The organism is Cupriavidus taiwanensis (assembly GCF_900250115.1).
GTDB classification, from domain to species: domain Bacteria; phylum Pseudomonadota; class Gammaproteobacteria; order Burkholderiales; family Burkholderiaceae; genus Cupriavidus; species Cupriavidus taiwanensis_B.
The window spans coordinates 148,637-162,759 of record NZ_LT984804.1 but is presented as its reverse complement, the minus strand read 5'-3'; the positions used below and the strand labels follow the sequence as shown (position 1 = coordinate 162,759).

Annotated in this window: 9 protein-coding genes and 1 pseudogene; 7 read left to right on the top strand and 3 right to left on the bottom strand. The window is 70.1% G+C overall.

The annotated features are described in order from the left end of the window. Positions 1-77 precede the first annotated feature (77 nt). Together CBM2586_RS17530 and CBM2586_RS17525 are read right to left on the bottom strand one after the other, a co-directional pair. The gene (locus CBM2586_RS17530; protein WP_115688924.1) at positions 78-2,090 is read right to left on the bottom strand and encodes a sigma-54-dependent Fis family transcriptional regulator; all 2,013 of its coding nucleotides are present in this window, start codon (positions 2,088-2,090) and stop codon (positions 78-80) included. 237 nt (positions 2,091-2,327) lie between these two features. After that, on the bottom strand, positions 2,328-3,368 hold the full coding sequence (locus CBM2586_RS17525; protein ID WP_115688922.1) for an LLM class flavin-dependent oxidoreductase: 1,041 nt from the start codon (positions 3,366-3,368) through the stop codon (positions 2,328-2,330). Between the two features lie 209 nt (positions 3,369-3,577). Between CBM2586_RS17525 and CBM2586_RS17520 the strand changes: the two genes are divergently transcribed. Continuing rightward, the gene (locus CBM2586_RS17520) at positions 3,578-4,333 is read left to right on the top strand and encodes an IclR family transcriptional regulator (RefSeq protein ID WP_115688920.1); all 756 of its coding nucleotides are present in this window, start codon (positions 3,578-3,580) and stop codon (positions 4,331-4,333) included. An 18-nt stretch (positions 4,334-4,351) separates the two neighbouring features. On the opposite strand, the gene CBM2586_RS17515 is transcribed toward CBM2586_RS17520, so the two are convergent. Further along, a complete protein-coding gene (locus tag CBM2586_RS17515; protein ID WP_115688918.1) occupies positions 4,352-7,135 on the bottom strand; it encodes a hypothetical protein in 2,784 nt (927 codons plus the stop codon). A gap of 191 nt (positions 7,136-7,326) precedes the next feature. Between CBM2586_RS17515 and CBM2586_RS17510 the strand changes: the two are divergent. The 6 genes and pseudogenes from CBM2586_RS17510 (at position 7,327) to CBM2586_RS17485 (ending at position 14,123) form a co-directional block, all read left to right on the top strand. Next, a pseudogene (locus CBM2586_RS17510) lies at positions 7,327-8,039 on the top strand (IclR family transcriptional regulator). A gap of 64 nt (positions 8,040-8,103) precedes the next feature. Continuing rightward, positions 8,104-9,711 (top strand): OPT/YSL family transporter, encoded by a 1,608-nt coding sequence (locus CBM2586_RS17505; RefSeq protein ID WP_115688916.1) that lies wholly within the window; start codon positions 8,104-8,106, stop codon positions 9,709-9,711. A gap of 54 nt (positions 9,712-9,765) precedes the next feature. Continuing rightward, positions 9,766-10,950 (top strand): aminotransferase class V-fold PLP-dependent enzyme, encoded by a 1,185-nt coding sequence (locus tag CBM2586_RS17500; RefSeq protein WP_115688914.1) that lies wholly within the window; start codon positions 9,766-9,768, stop codon positions 10,948-10,950. A 36-nt stretch (positions 10,951-10,986) separates the two neighbouring features. Beyond that, positions 10,987-11,742, top strand: coding sequence for a dipeptidase PepE (gene pepE / locus CBM2586_RS17495; protein ID WP_115688912.1), 756 nt, complete (start codon positions 10,987-10,989; stop codon positions 11,740-11,742). Between the two features lie 204 nt (positions 11,743-11,946). Then, positions 11,947-13,107 carry a porin gene (locus CBM2586_RS17490; protein WP_115688910.1) on the top strand — a complete coding sequence of 387 codons (1,161 nt, stop codon included), beginning with the start codon at positions 11,947-11,949 and terminating at the stop codon, positions 13,105-13,107. 59 nt (positions 13,108-13,166) lie between these two features. Further along, on the top strand, positions 13,167-14,123 hold the full coding sequence (locus CBM2586_RS17485; protein ID WP_115665761.1) for a DUF1177 domain-containing protein: 957 nt from the start codon (positions 13,167-13,169) through the stop codon (positions 14,121-14,123).

Below are 14,123 nucleotides of genomic sequence, written 5' to 3'. Positions count from 1 at the left end.
CGGGAGGGCGCGAACGCCGTCGCAGAAACGGGTACGGGAGCCGCCAGCTGTGTCGGCCCCGTGCCGATGATGGGGCGCTACGACTGCTCCCCGCCGTCGCGCCGGTTAGGCGACTGGATGCCGTAGCGCTCCATGCGACGGTACAGCGTCATGCGGCTGATGCCGATCTGGCGCGCGACCGCGCTCAGGTTCCAGCCCGATGCGCGCAGGTACTGCATCAGCAGCATGCCCTCGGGGGGCAGCTGGTGCGGGTCGAACGGCGCGGGGGCGGCGTGGTCCGGGGCCCGGTCCACCGATGCCACCGATGCCACCGATGCCACCGTGGCCGGCGCGGCAGCGCCGGCCACGGCATCGGGCAGGTCGTGCACGTCGATATAGCCGCCGCCGCAGACCGCGCGCGCGTATTCCAGCACGTTGCGCAGTTCGCGCAGGTTGCCCGGCCAGCGGTGGCGGCGCAGCCGCTCGCTGGCGGCCGGCGACAGTGTCACCGGCTCGCCCGCGCCTTCCTGCAGCAGCTTGCGCACCAGCCAGTCCAGGTCGGTGCGGGCGCGCAGCGGCGGCAGTTCGAAGCGCGCGCCGTTCAGGCGGTAGTACAGGTCCTCGCGGAAGCGGCCTTCGGCCACCAGTTGCTCGAGTCGATGGTGCGTGGCCGAGATCACGCGCAGCCGCACCGGCACCGGGCGCGCGGCGCCCACTGGCAGCACCTCGCCCTCGGCCAGCACGCGCAGCAGCCGCGACTGCAGTTCGCGCGGCATGTCGCCGATCTCGTCCAGGAACAGCGTGCCGCCGTCGGCCTCCTGGATCAGCCCGCGCTTGCCGCGCGAGCCGGCGCCGGAGAAGCTGTTGGGCAGGTGGCCGAACAGCTCGCTCTCGATCAGGGTCTCCGGAATCGCCGCGCAGTTCACCGCGACAAAGGGCCCGGCGCGGCGCGCGCTGGCCTGGTGCAGCGCCTTGGCGAAGAACTCCTTGCCGCTGCCGGTTTCGCCCTGGATCAGCAGGTGGATCGGCGAATCGACCAGGCGCGCGGCGCGCTCCAGCTGCTGCGCCAGCGTGGCATCGCCGCCGCTGAGCGCCGCCAGCGGCGCCGGCATCGCCACCGGCGCCGGGGCCGCGGGCGCCTGCCAGCCCAGCGCGGGCGGCATCACGCTCAGGTACAGCAGGCCGCCGCTGCGGTTGAGCGCAACCAGCCGCTGCTCGCTGGGACGCGAATAGACATAGTGGCCCAGGTCTTCCAGCCTGGCGTCGAACAAGGTCTCGAACGGCTGCCCCAGCACGGTGGCGCCCGGCATCCCGGCCAGTTCGGTCTCCAGCATCAGGCGGGCGCGATGGTTGTGCCCGACGATGCGGCCGCCATCGTCGAGCGCCAGCAGGTATTCCGGGTTGACGTCGACAAACTCGGGCGCGACGTTCAGCTTCAGGATCCAGTCGCGCCGGTGCGCGCGCAGGAAGTTGGCGTTCTCGATGTGCGCGGCGTAGATGCGCACCATCTGCAGCGCCAGGCCCTGGCTGTCCTTGGCCTGCGGCGAGACCAGCGCCGAGATGTCGAGGATCGCGTGCAGCTTGCCATGCGTGTCGAACAGCGGCGCCGCGGTGCAGGTCAGCGGGATATGGGTGGCGTCGAAATGGTCGGCCTGGTGCACGGTCAGGGCCTGCCCGGTGACCAGCGCGGTGCCGACCGCGCAGGTGCCGGCGCCGCTCTCGCTCCATTCCGCACCGAGGTAGAGGCCGGCGTGCCGCAACGCGGCATCGCTGTGGGTGTCGCCGAGATAGTCGACCGTGACGCCCTGCGCATCGGTCAGCAGCACCACGTAGCCCAGCGCCGCCACCTGGGCGTGCAGGCTCTGCAGGCCATGGCGCGCGATGCGGGCGAAGTCGTCGATGCGTTCCTGGTGTTCGCGCAGGCGCGTCTGCGGCAGGATGCGGGCCTCCTGCATGCGCGAGGGATCGAGCCCGTACTGGTGCACGCAGCGCCGCCATGAGTTCTGGATGATCGCGTCATGCGCGATGCGGTCCGCGAGCAGGGCTGGCGGGGATAGGTAGGCGGTGGCCTGGACCACCGTCTCGATGTGCTCGCGTTGCCGCAGGTCCATCGCTGTCTCCTGTCGTCGCTGCCCTCGGCGCCATGGCATGCGCCTGGGCGCGCATGGCTCGCATGAAGCGGTGGATCGGGCGGACTGCGGGCGCGTGCTGCGGGAGCCGCGCCACTGTCATTGTCTTGGGCCTACTAATGTATCCGAGCCCGGCGGCGCTGCGCAAACAGGATGCGTGGGGAAGCGGGCGGCCGTGCGCCGCAAGTGCGGCGCACGCCATTCCGTCGGCGGTGCCCCTCAGGGCGCCGGTGCCAGCTGGAGACGGCGGGCCGCGTCCGCGGCGATGGCGAAGGAGCGCAGGCGCGCCGCGTGGTCGAAGATCTGGCCGGTGATCATCAGCTCGTCCGGGCGCAGGTCCTCGACAAAGCGCTGCATGCCGGCGCGCACGGCCTCCGGGTCGCCCACCACCGAGCAAGCCAGCGAGCGCCGGATGTGGTCGGCCTCGCTCTCGTTCCACAGCGTCTCGATATCGTCGACCGGCGGGCGCAGCTGCCCCGGCGTGCCGCGCACCAGTGCCAGGAACTGCTGCTGCAGCGAGCTGAACAGCCGGCGCGCCTCGCTCTCGCTATCGGCCGCGAACACATTGAGACCAAGCATCACGTAGGGTCGGTCCAGCGTTTCGGACGGGCGGAAGGTGCGCCGGTACAGGTCCAGCGCCTGGCGCATGAAGCCTGGCGCAAAGTGCGAGGCGAAGGCGAACGGCAACCCCATCGCCGCGGCCAGCTGCGCGCTGAACAGGCTCGAGCCCAGCAGCCAGATCGGCACCTTCAGGCCCGCGCCCGGGACCGCGCGCAGGCGCTGGCCGGGACGCACGTGGTCGAAATATGCCTGCAGCTCTTCCACGTCCTGCGGGAAGGTATCGGCGCTGTCGCTGGCCAGATGGCGGCGCAGCGCGCGCGCCGTGGCCTGGTCGGTGCCGGGCGCGCGGCCCAGGCCCAGGTCGATGCGGCCCGGATAGAGCGAGGCCAGCGTGCCGAACTGCTCGGCAATGACCAGCGGCGAATGGTTGGGCAGCATCACGCCACCGGAGCCGACGCGAATGCTGTGCGTGCCGTTGGCGACATAGCCGATCAGGACCGCGGTCGCGGCGCTGGCGATGCCGGGCATATTGTGGTGTTCGGCCAGCCAGTAGCGGTGGTAGCCCAGTTGCTCGGCATGGCGCGCCAGGTCGAGCGAGTTGCGCATGGCCTGGCCGGCATCGCTGCCCTGCGCAATGGGGGCGAGGTCGAGCACCGAGTAGGCGACGCCGTTGCCGGCGGGAAGAGAGTCGCGATTCATGTCGTGGTCGGGCGGGCGGCGTACGCCATGCGTGCGCGGCCCGCTGCAATGCGGATGGTTCGCTATGTTAGTGAGGCTGCGCGGATCGTGCTGGCGGCGGCGTTGCGGCCCTGCGCGCGGCGTGGGTATCGCGGGGCGCCGGCCCGGCGCAAGGATTGAGCCGCGCGCCGCTTGCGCTTACCATTCAGCCCGATGCGAAGGAACGATCGATGACTCTCAAGACACTGGACGGCGCGCTGGCCCTGCTGACCCACTTCACCGTGCGCCAGCCCACCTGGGGCGTGCGCGAACTGGCCAAGCACAGCGGCGTGCATTACGCCGTGGTGCACCGCGTGCTGGCCACCTTCGCCGCCAACGGCTTCCTGGTGCAGGACGCGGCCACCGGCAAGTATTCGCTCGGGCTGCGGCTGTTCGAGCTGGGCCAGGTGGTGCGCAAGAGCTTCTCGCCGGACGAGATCGTGCGCCCGGTGCTGGAAAAGCTGGCCGCGCAGAGCGGCGAGACCGTGTTCCTGTCCTGGCTCGACGGCCATGAAGGCCTGTGCGTGGGGCTGGTGCACAGCCAGTACCAGCTGCGCTTTTCGATCGAGCTGGGCGAGCGCTTTCCGCTCTATGCCGGCGCCCATGCCAAGGCCATGCTGGCGTTCCAGGACGAGGCCTTTCGCGACGAGGTCTACCGCCAGGGCGTGGCGCGCATGGGTCCGCACACCGCGCTCGAGCGCGAGCGCATCGAGCAGCAGCTGGCCGAAGTGCGCGAACGCGGCTGGGCGCATACGCGCGAGGAAGCGGCCGCCAGCGTCGCCGGGCTGGCCCTGCCGCTGTGGTCGCGCGACCGCAGCGCGGTGGTGGGCTCGGTCGCCATCGCCGGTCCGCAGCAGCGGCTCGACGATGCCGCCGTGCCGCGCCTGCTGGAGGCGTTGCGCGATGCCAGCGGCCGGCTGGAAGACGTGATCGGTTTCGTGCGCTGAGGCCAGCTCAGCGCGCCATCACGCCAGCAGCGCCTGGCCCACTTCGCCGTACAGCACGCGCTTGCCGATCGCATGCCCGAGGGCCCGGTAGCTTTCCCATTGCGCCTCGTCGAAGAACTGGTCGCCGGTGCCTTCCTGCGGGAAGTCCGGGTGGGTGGCGCCATAGTGCCGCACATCGGCCGGCGCCCATGACACCAGCCGCGGCTTGATCAGCACGATGCGGCAGACGCGCGCGCGCGGCGCGGCGCAGGCCGGGTCGGTACGGAACACGTCGAGCAGCACCGCGCATTTGTCGGCGGCGCCGGCGCTGGCCGGGTGACCCGGCACGAAGTCCTCCGGCACGCCGAAGACGCGGCTCAGCACCGGGTGCGTGGTGGCGGCCCCGGTATCGACAACGAGTTCCAGGCCATGGTCGATGCGCGCGAGCCGGATCAGGTTGGCGAGGTCGCCGAAGCGATAGTCGGGATCGGCGCCGCAGTCGCACAGCACGATCAGCGCGACGTCCCGCCCCGGACGCAGCAGCTCGTACACACCGGTGTTGTCGAAATGGCCGCCGTCCGACAGGTACTGCCAGCCGCGCCGCGTGCCATGGAAGCGCGCGCTCAGCTCGCATCCCAGGTAATACTGCGTGCGGAAGATGCCGGCGGCCAGCAAGGGATGCGTGGCGCGTTCGGGATGGCGCCAGCGCTCGCCTTCGCGCCCGCCCTGGCGCGCGTAGCGGGCCGGGAACGATGGCCACCACGTGCCCAGCCGCAGGTTGGCCAGGCCCAGCAGCAGCGAGGTGCCGAGCGTGGTGGCACGGCCCAGCCCGGTGGACACCGCCGCGCCCGAGATCGCGATCCAGTCGCCCACCGTGAGTGCCTGCGCCAGCTTGCCCGACGACGGCCATGACGCGTCCGGGCAGCACTGCCAGCCATCGACGGTGAAGCGCGCATAGGCGTCCGGCGCGATCGCGCTGGCCGCGCCCGGTTGCGCCAGGCCGGCACCCGGTGCCAGGCACAGCGGCTTGCCCTTGCGGTCGCGCTGGACCAGTTGCTCGGCCGGATCGACGGTCAGATTCAGCGTCACGTTGACCAGGTGCAGCGGCGCCAGCACGCGCGGATCGTAGTAGGCGTTGAGGCTGAGCTGGTCGCCGGGCACGGGCTCGGCCACGCTGTAGCGCGCGCGCCGGCGCCGGTCCGCCGCCGGATCGGGATCGGGGGCGGCAAAGCGCTCGCCGTTGGACGCGCCCAGGTAGGCGCGCGTGAGGCGCGCCGCGTAGAAGGGCTGGAGCGTGGACAGGTTCAGGAAGCCGGTAAAGCGGCCGGCGACCAGCGCCAGCACCAGCGCCACGACCGTCAGCGTGGCCAGCGCCGGCCCGGTGTAGGCGGTGCCATACACCAGCCAGTCGACCGGCTCGCGACCATTCCAGCGCACCCACAGCACCAGCCAGGACCACAGCACGTACAGCAGCAGCGCCAGCACCGCCGCGGCCGTCCCGGCCAGCAGCGAGACCGGCAGGCGTGCCCACAGTGCGCGCCAGGCAGTACCGGCGCTGCCCTTGCGGCCCTGGTCGAGCCAGCGCGCGCCGTAGCGCACCAGCCAGACCAGCACGCCCAGCGCGCTTGCGGGCAGCGCCACGCCCCACGGATGGCCGGCGGCGTGGGCATACAGGTAGGTGGTGCGCGCGACGGTATCGGCCACGCCCAATGCCGCCAGCCACAGCGTCAGCGTGACCGCGGTGCGCAGCGCACGCGTGGCGCGCACGCGATAGCCCGACACCGTGCGCGGCTCGCCCTGCAGCATCGCCAGGCAGGTCAGCACACCCAGCCAGGTGAGCACGCCGAGCGCGGCAAACAGCTGCGCCGGCAGCGGCAGCGCGCCGATCCGTTCCGACCAGTGCGCGGCGGCAAGCAACAGCAGTCCGAGCAGCGTGGCCACCATCGGCGCGGGGCTGAAGAAGCGGCCCGGCGCCTGGGGCTCGCTGGCGCGCGGATAGACCAGCCAGTACGCCAGCCCGGGCGGCACCGCGCCGAGCACCGCCGTGGCCAGCGGCAGCCACAGCAACGGGCTCCACCAGATTGCGCATTCGCCCTGATTGAAGGCTTGCCGCGCATCGTGGAGCAGATCCATCTCGTAGCGCCCGAAGCCGTACCACGTGCCCGCCGCCCCGTGCAGCAGCAGCGCCAGCAGCGACAGCAACACCAGCAGCGCGCTGCCGATCACGTAGTGCATCGCCAGCCAGTTGCGCGCCACCAGCGCGGCGGCATAGAGGTTGTCGCCCGCGCCCGTGGGCGACAGGTAGCGGCCGTTCTCGCGCAGCCACGCCACCGCGCCGCGGCCGGGATCGGCGGCATAGGAGACCGAGGTGTGGATGCGGCCCGGCGGCTCGCATTGCAGCGTGTGGTAGGCGTCGGCGGCGGCCTGGACCGGGCCGCTGCCCCGACGCAGGCGCCCGGGCACGAACAGGCTGACGAAGAACGCGCCGAGGTAGCCGCCGCCGCTGACGGTGGACAGGTAGTCGAACTGGGCCAGCAGCGAGGCCAGCCCCGGCACCGTCTGTGCCGACGCGGCGGTGCCCGCCGCAGGCGTCCGCGGCGCCCCGCTTTCCGGGGTTGCCGCGGTGGTGCCGGCCGGCATGTCGGTGCCGGCCAGCGCCTGCATCACGCCCAGGCAGAACGTGGCGCTGCGGATGCCGCCTCCGGACAGCGCCAGCGCCCAGTGGCGCTGGCCCTCATGCGTGCGCGGCGCGATGCCGAGCTGGCGGCGGCGGTGCGCAATGCGGGCCGCTTCGTCGCCGTAACCGTGGTCTTCCGCAGCCATGGGCGCCTCCCCGTAGCAGTCGGCCTGCGCCAAGTATAGGCAAGAGCGCATGATCGATATTCGCCCGGCTCGGGAGGGCGACTGGGTGTTAACCCTGATTGTTGCGAGTGGGGGCGCGCCCTAGCATTTCTCTATTACAGAGACGCCGTCTCTTATATAGAGACAAAAGCAATTCGAAATTCTTCCCGGCAATGCTCAAGACCCTGGACGGCGCGCTGGCGCTGTTGACCCACTTCACCGTGCGCCAGCCCAGCTGGGGCGTACGCGAGCTGGCGCGCCACAGCGGCGTGCACCACGCCGTGGTGCACCGCGTGCTGGCGACGTTCGCCACAAGGGCTTCCTGGTTCAGGACGCGCAGGGACGGTACGCGCTCGGGCTGCGCTGGTTCGAGCTCGGACAAGTCACGCGCAAGACCTTTTCACCGGCCGAGGTGGTGCAGCCCGCGCTCGAGGCACTGGCGCAGGAATGCGGTGAAACCGTGTTCCTGTCGTGGTTGGACGGTGACCATGGCCTGTGCACGGATATCGCGCACAGCCAGCACCAGTTGCGCTTTTCGATCGAGGTCGGCCAGCGCTTCGCCCTCGACACGGGCGCGCATGCCAAGGCCATGCTGGCGTTCCAGCCGGAGGCGTTCCGGCGCCGGCTTGGCGGCGACGCGCCCGGGCTGGAAGCGCGGTTGGCGCAGATACGCGCCGACGGCTGGGCCTACACCTGCGAGGAATCCGCCGCCACGGTGGCCGGGCTGGCGCTGCCGCTGCACCACCGCGACACCCAGGCGGTGGTGGGGTCGCTGGCCATCGCCGGTCCGCTGCAGCGGCTGACGCCCGACGCGGCGCCGCGCTGGCTGCAGGCGCTGCGCACGGCGCGCAGCACCATCGGCCCGGTGGCCGGATTCATGCGCTGAGCGCGCGCCAGGCATCACACACGACAGACAAAACCAGACAACACTACGGGGAGCGGTGGAAGACATGACCATGCCAACACAACTGAACGCGCCGATGGCGGCGCAGACCGCGACACGGACACGCTTCATGGAGCCCTTGCTGTTGCTGGTCTCCGTGGCGCTGTCGGTATTCGGCGCCATGATCGGGATGCAGCTGATCGTGTCGCTGGGGATCTCTGCCAACACTTCGATCATCGGCGCGCTGATCGCGATCGTGTTCTCGCGCATCCCGCTGGAAATCACGCGGCGCTTCCGCGTGCTGGAGCGGCAGAACCTGGTGCAGACCGCGATCTCGTCGGCCACCTTCGGCGCCGCCAACTCGCTGATGATCCCGATCGGCGTGCCTTATGCAATGGGCATGCCGGAGCTGGCCACGCCGATGCTGATCGGCGCGGTGATCGCGATGTTCGTCGACGGCGCGATGCTGTACTTCCTGTTCGGCAGCAAGATCTTCCCCGCCACCGGCACCTGGCCGGCCGGCATCGCCACCGCCGAGGCCATCTGGGCCGGCGACCGCGGCGGGCGCAAGGCGGCCTTCCTGGGCCTGGGCATCGCCGTGGGCGTGGGCGGTGCGTGGCTGGGCGTGCCGATGTCCGCGTTCGGCGCGGCCTTCCTCGGCAACCTGGCGGCGCTGACGATGTTCGGCATCGGCCTGCTGGTGCGTGGCTATTCGGTGGCGCTGACCGGCATCGATATCGCCAAAGCCTATATCCCGCACGGGCTGATGATTGGCGCGGGCATCGTCGCCCTGTTCCAGGTCGCGCATGAGATCCGCCGCGCGCGCCACGCGCCGGCCGCTGACACGCGCACCATCGAAGTCCCGGCCTCGCGCGCCAGCCGCATCCTGTCGGGCGGCTTCCTGATCTACCTCGCAATCGCGCTGCTGATCTCGGTGCTGGCCGGCCATGTCTCGGACATGTCGCTGGGCATGCTGGTGCTGTTCGTGCTGTATGCCGCCTTTGCCGCTTACGTGCACGAGCTGATCGTCGGCATCGCGGCGATGCACTCGGGCTGGTTCCCGGCCTTCGCGGTGGCGCTGATCACGCTGACCATCGGCATCCTGATCGGCTTCCCGCCGACCGCGCTGGCGGTGCTGGTGGGCTTCTCGGCCGCCACCGGCCCGGCCTTTGCCGACATGGGCTACGACCTCAAGACCGGCTACCTGCTGCGCGGCGAAGGCCGCGACATGGAGGCCGAGCTGGCCGGGCGCAAGCAGCAGTTTCTCGCTGCGATGATCGGCTTCGCGGTGGCCGCGGTGGTGGTGCTGGTGTTCCACGGCAGCTTCTTCGCGCAGGGCCTGATCCCGCCGGTGGACCGCGTCTACGCGGCGTCGATCAAGGCGGGCTCGTCGGCCGAGATCGCGCGCAACCTGATGATCTGGGCCGTTCCCGGCGCGCTGCTGCAGTGGCTCGGCGGCTCCAAGCGCCAGCTCGGCGTCCTGCTGTCGACCGGCATGCTGATCGCCTCGCCGCTGGCCGGCTGGGCGGTGCTGGCGGGCCTGGCGATCCGCTTCGTGCTGCAGCGGCTGCGCGGCGACCAGCACGTGGCAGAGATGAGCGCCTTCGCCGGCGGCGTGATCGCCGGCGACGCCCTGTTCAGCTTCTTCGGTTCGGTCACCAAGCTGAAGAAGTAAGCCCTACCTGCGGGCGCACGCGCTGCGCCCCTCTGTCATTTCCCGAGACGTTCCATGGATATTCAGGCAATCCGCGCCGACACCCCGCTGACGGCTTCCACCATCTATCTCGACACCGCCGCGGCGTCGATCCCGCCCGACGCCGTGCTCGACACCGTGCGCGGCTACCTGCTCGATACCGGCCATGTCGGCATCTACCTGCCGGCGTTCCGCAAAGAGACCTATGCCCGCGTGGAGGCCGTGCGCGCCACGCTGGCCGGCTGGCTGAACTGCGCGGCCGACGAGCTCGCCTTCACCAAGAACGCCACCGAAAGCATCTCGATCGCCGCGCGCGGCATCGCCTGGCAAGCCGGCGATGAAGTGCTGGTGGCCGACACCGAGATGCTGAGCAACCTGCTGCCGTGGCGCCGGCTGGAGCAATCGCACGGCATCGTGGTGAAGATGGTGGCCGCGAACGCCGAAGGGCTGCTGAGCGCCGCGGCCTTCGCCGCGGCGATCACCCCGCGCACGCGCCTGCTGACCTTCTCGCACCTGCCGAATTCCACCGGCGCGGTGCAGCCCGCCGCGCAGATCTGCGCGGTCGCGCGCCAGCACGGCGTGCTGTCGCTGGTCAACGGTGCGCAGAGCGTGGGCATGCTGCGCTCCGACGTCGCCGAGCTCGGCTGCGATGTCCTCGCCGGCTGCGGCCGCAAGGCGCTGCGCGCGACCGAAGGCTCCGGCTTCCTGTACGTGCGCCGCGCGCTGATCGCGCAGATCGAACCGATGCTGGTGGGCTGGTGGAACGGCGCCTATGACCGTGCCACCGGCGCGCTGTCGCTGGTGCCGGGCGCAAGACGCTTCGAAGCGGGCTGCCCGATCGTGCCGGCCATCCTGGGCCTGGGCACCGCCATCGACTACGCCGCCGCGATCGGCATCGACGCCATCGAGGCGCGCGTGCGCGACCTGACCGAGTACGCGGTGGCGAAGTTCTCGTCGATCCCCGGCTTCGAGCTGTATGGCCCGGCCGACGTGGCCCACCGCATCGGCATCGTGCCGTTCAACGTGCGCGGCGTCGACCCGGCCCGCATCGTCGCCGCGCTGGAGACGCAGCAATGCATCATCGAAGCGGGCAACTTCATGGCCGACGCCATCCTGGCGCGCTACGGCGTCTCGACCATGGCGCGCGTGTCGCTGCACTACTTCAACACGCATGAAGAGATCGACCGCGTGGCCGCGCTGATCCGCGCCGCCATCGCCTGAACCCGATCCCGACCCCGAACCGACGGAAACCAAGACATGACCCAACGCATCCTCCTGATGAGCAGCTCGCGCAAGGACAACCTCGGCTACCTCGAGCATGCCGGCGAGCAGATCCATACGCTGCTGAAGCATGAGCCGCGCAAGGTGCTGTTCGTGCCCTTCGCCGGTGTGACTTTCAGCTTCGACACCTACGAGGGCATGGTCAAGCCGGTGTTCGAGAAGCTCGGCTATGCGCTCGAGTCGATCCATCACAGCACCGACCCGCTGCGCGCGGTGCAGGAAGCCGACGCCATCGCGGTCGGCGGCGGCAACACCTTCGCGCTGCTCAAGCGCCTGTACGACGCCGGTATCATCGATGCGATCCGCGCGAAGGTGCGTGCGGGCACGCCATATGTAGGCTGGAGCGCCGGCAGCAACGTCGCCTGCCCGACCATCCGCACCACCAACGACATGCCGATCGTGCAGCCGCCGTCGCTGCGCGCGCTGGGCCTGGTGCCGTTCCAGATCAACCCGCACTTCATCAGCGGCAAGCCCGCCGGGCACAACGGCGAAAGCCGCGAAGAGCGGCTGGCGGAGTTCCTGCACATCAACGCGCCGGAACAGGTGTTTGCGCTGCCGGAAGGGTCGGCGCTTTATGCGGATGGCACCACGGGTCTTGTACTGGGCGAGCGTAATGCGCTGTGGTTTCCCGCTGCAGGCAAGGTCGAAACGATTCGGGAAGGCGAGCCGTTCGCGCTGACGCAGATCACGGGGCCGGCCGGGATGGAGCAGTGGCCGGGCTTTGCGGCTTAAGTGGCGCGTTAAACGCTGAAGCCAAGACTGTTGGCTTCCCTCTCCCGCAAGCGGGAGAGGGGAGCACGCCAGCGGCATGCTTGTGTGATCAGTGATTAGCGACTAGCCACTACTCCCCACAACACAAACAGACAACAACCCGCCCGCGAGCCGCCCCGCGCCGCCCGCGCGGTCCCCCTTTTACCCTCTGGAGGAGAAACCACAATGAGCCAACCGCTTCGCCACGCCGCGCGCCTGGCCTTGCCGATGATGCTGGCCTTGCCCGCCACCGCGATGGCGCAATCCGGCGTCACGCTGTACGGCGTCATCGATACCGCGCTGACCTACCAGACCCACTCGAACCCCGCCGGCGACGCGCAGGTCGGCCTGCAGCAGGGCGGCGAAGGCTTCCTGTCCGGCAGCCGCTTCGGCCTGAAGGGCGTCGAGGACCTGGGCGGCGGCGTGAAGGCCGGCTTCGTGCTGGAGAACGGACTGCTGGCCGATACCGGCCGGCTCGACCAGCAGGGCCAGCTGTTCGGCCGCCAGGCCTACGTGAAGATCGGCAACCGCTGGGGCGAGCTGGCGCTGGGCCGGCAATACACTACCGCCAACACCATGCTGTATTTCGTCGATCCGCTCGGCGTGGGCGCGGCGCCGTCGAATTCGTGGATGGTTTACCTGACCGGCCAGCGCTACGACAACGCCGTCAGCTACACCGGCAATTTCGGGCCGGTGTCGGTGATCGCCGAATACGCGCTCGGCGAAACCGCGGGCAACACCCGCGCGATGTCGTCGATGTCGTTCGGCGTCAAGTACGCGGCCGGGCCGATCACCGCGGTCGGCGATTTCCAGCAGACCCGCGACAGCCAGAGCCGCAACGCCAACATTTACCTGGCCGGCCTGAAGGCCGCGGTCGGCCGCGCCAGCCTGTTCGCCAACTACATCCACAGCGACCGCGACGCGGGCTTCGACTCGTCCAGGGGCGGCACCGATACGGCCACCATCACCAGCATGTCGACCGCCGCCACGCCGGCCAACCGCGCGGCGATCAACTCGGTATTCGGCGGCAGCCGCCACGACGACTTCTTCACGCTGGGTGCGAGCTACGCCGTGACCGGCAACGTCACCCTGACCGGCAGCGTGATGCACAACCGCACCCGTGCCGACAACTTCGGCGGCAACCGCACCACCGCGTATGCGGTGGCCGGCTACGCCTTCAGCAAGCGCACCGATGCCTACCTGGCGCTGGCCTATGACCGCGTCCACGGCGACTGGTCGGGCCTGTTCGGCAACAACACCACCAGCTGGACCGGCGACAGCGGCACGCCGCTGGACGGGCACGACACCCAGACCACGGTAATGGTCGGGCTGCGCCACCAGTTCTGATCGATTTGTAGAACGCCCTGCCCGCGCCGCGCGGCCAGGGCAAACCTTTGGAGAAAGCCATGGCCCTGCAGCAGACGCTGGTCATTCACGAAGCCCTGGACAGCCCGCACGCCAACGGCGCGGTCGTCAGCGAACTGTTCGCGCCGTACGCCGCGGACGGCGTGTCGGTGCAAGTCACCACGGTCCACAACGCGCCGCCCGAGAACACGGCCAACACCACCGACTTCATCACCATCGTGATCCCGGGCAGCGCCGGCAAGCGCGGCGGCGGCAAGGCACCGACGCTGGGTGTAATCGGCCGCAACGGCGCCATCGGCGCGCGGCCGGAACTGGTGGGGCTGGTCTCCGATGCCGACGGCCCGATCGGCTGCCTGGCGGTGGCGCTGAAGCTGGCGCAGATGAAGGCGCGCGGCGACCACGTGCCGGGCGACGTGATCGTGACCACGCACCTGTCGACCAATGTCTCGATGGTGCCGCACGACCCGGTGCCGTTCATGGGCATGCCGGTGTCGTCCGACACCATGAACGACCACCAGGTGCTGCCGGAAATGGACGCGATCCTGTCGATCGATGCGTCCAAGGGCAACAGCATCGTCAAGCACCGCGGCTTTGCGATCTCGCCGACGGCGATGCAGGGCTATATCCTGCGCGTGGCGCCGGATCTGGTGGCGGCGATGGAGTCGACCACCGGCTGCCCGGCGGTAACGTTCCCGATCTCGCTGCAGGACATCACGCCGTACCACAACGGCCTGTACCACTTCAACAGCATCATGCAGCCGCACGTGGCCACGCCGGCGCCGGTGGTGGGCGTGGCGGTGACGGCGCTATCGGTGGTGTCGGGCAGCGCGACCTCGGCCAACCACGAGATCGACATCGCCGAGGCGGTGCGCTTCTGCGTCGAGGTGTCCAAGCGCTTCGGCGCCGGCAAGTGCCAGTTCGTCAACGCCGCCGAGTGGGAGAAGATCCGCGCCATCTACCCTGACCTGTCGGTGTTCCAGACCGCCGGCCAGCGCTGA

Bases quoted from the DNA above. Each gene is read 5' to 3' on its own strand.
- CBM2586_RS17515 (WP_115688918.1), bottom strand. From the start codon at position 7,135: ATGGCTGCGGAAGACCACGGTTACGGCGACGAAGCGGCCCGCATTGCG.
- CBM2586_RS17485 (WP_115665761.1), top strand. From the start codon at position 13,167: ATGGCCCTGCAGCAGACGCTGGTCATTCACGAAGCCCTGGACAGCCCG.
- CBM2586_RS17505 (WP_115688916.1), top strand. From the start codon at position 8,104: ATGACCATGCCAACACAACTGAACGCGCCGATGGCGGCGCAGACCGCG.
- CBM2586_RS17500 (WP_115688914.1), top strand. From the start codon at position 9,766: ATGGATATTCAGGCAATCCGCGCCGACACCCCGCTGACGGCTTCCACC.
- CBM2586_RS17520 (WP_115688920.1), top strand. From the start codon at position 3,578: ATGACTCTCAAGACACTGGACGGCGCGCTGGCCCTGCTGACCCACTTC.
- CBM2586_RS17490 (WP_115688910.1), top strand. From the start codon at position 11,947: ATGAGCCAACCGCTTCGCCACGCCGCGCGCCTGGCCTTGCCGATGATG.
- pepE (WP_115688912.1), top strand. From the start codon at position 10,987: ATGACCCAACGCATCCTCCTGATGAGCAGCTCGCGCAAGGACAACCTC.
- CBM2586_RS17530 (WP_115688924.1), bottom strand. From the start codon at position 2,090: ATGGACCTGCGGCAACGCGAGCACATCGAGACGGTGGTCCAGGCCACC.
- CBM2586_RS17525 (WP_115688922.1), bottom strand. From the start codon at position 3,368: ATGAATCGCGACTCTCTTCCCGCCGGCAACGGCGTCGCCTACTCGGTG.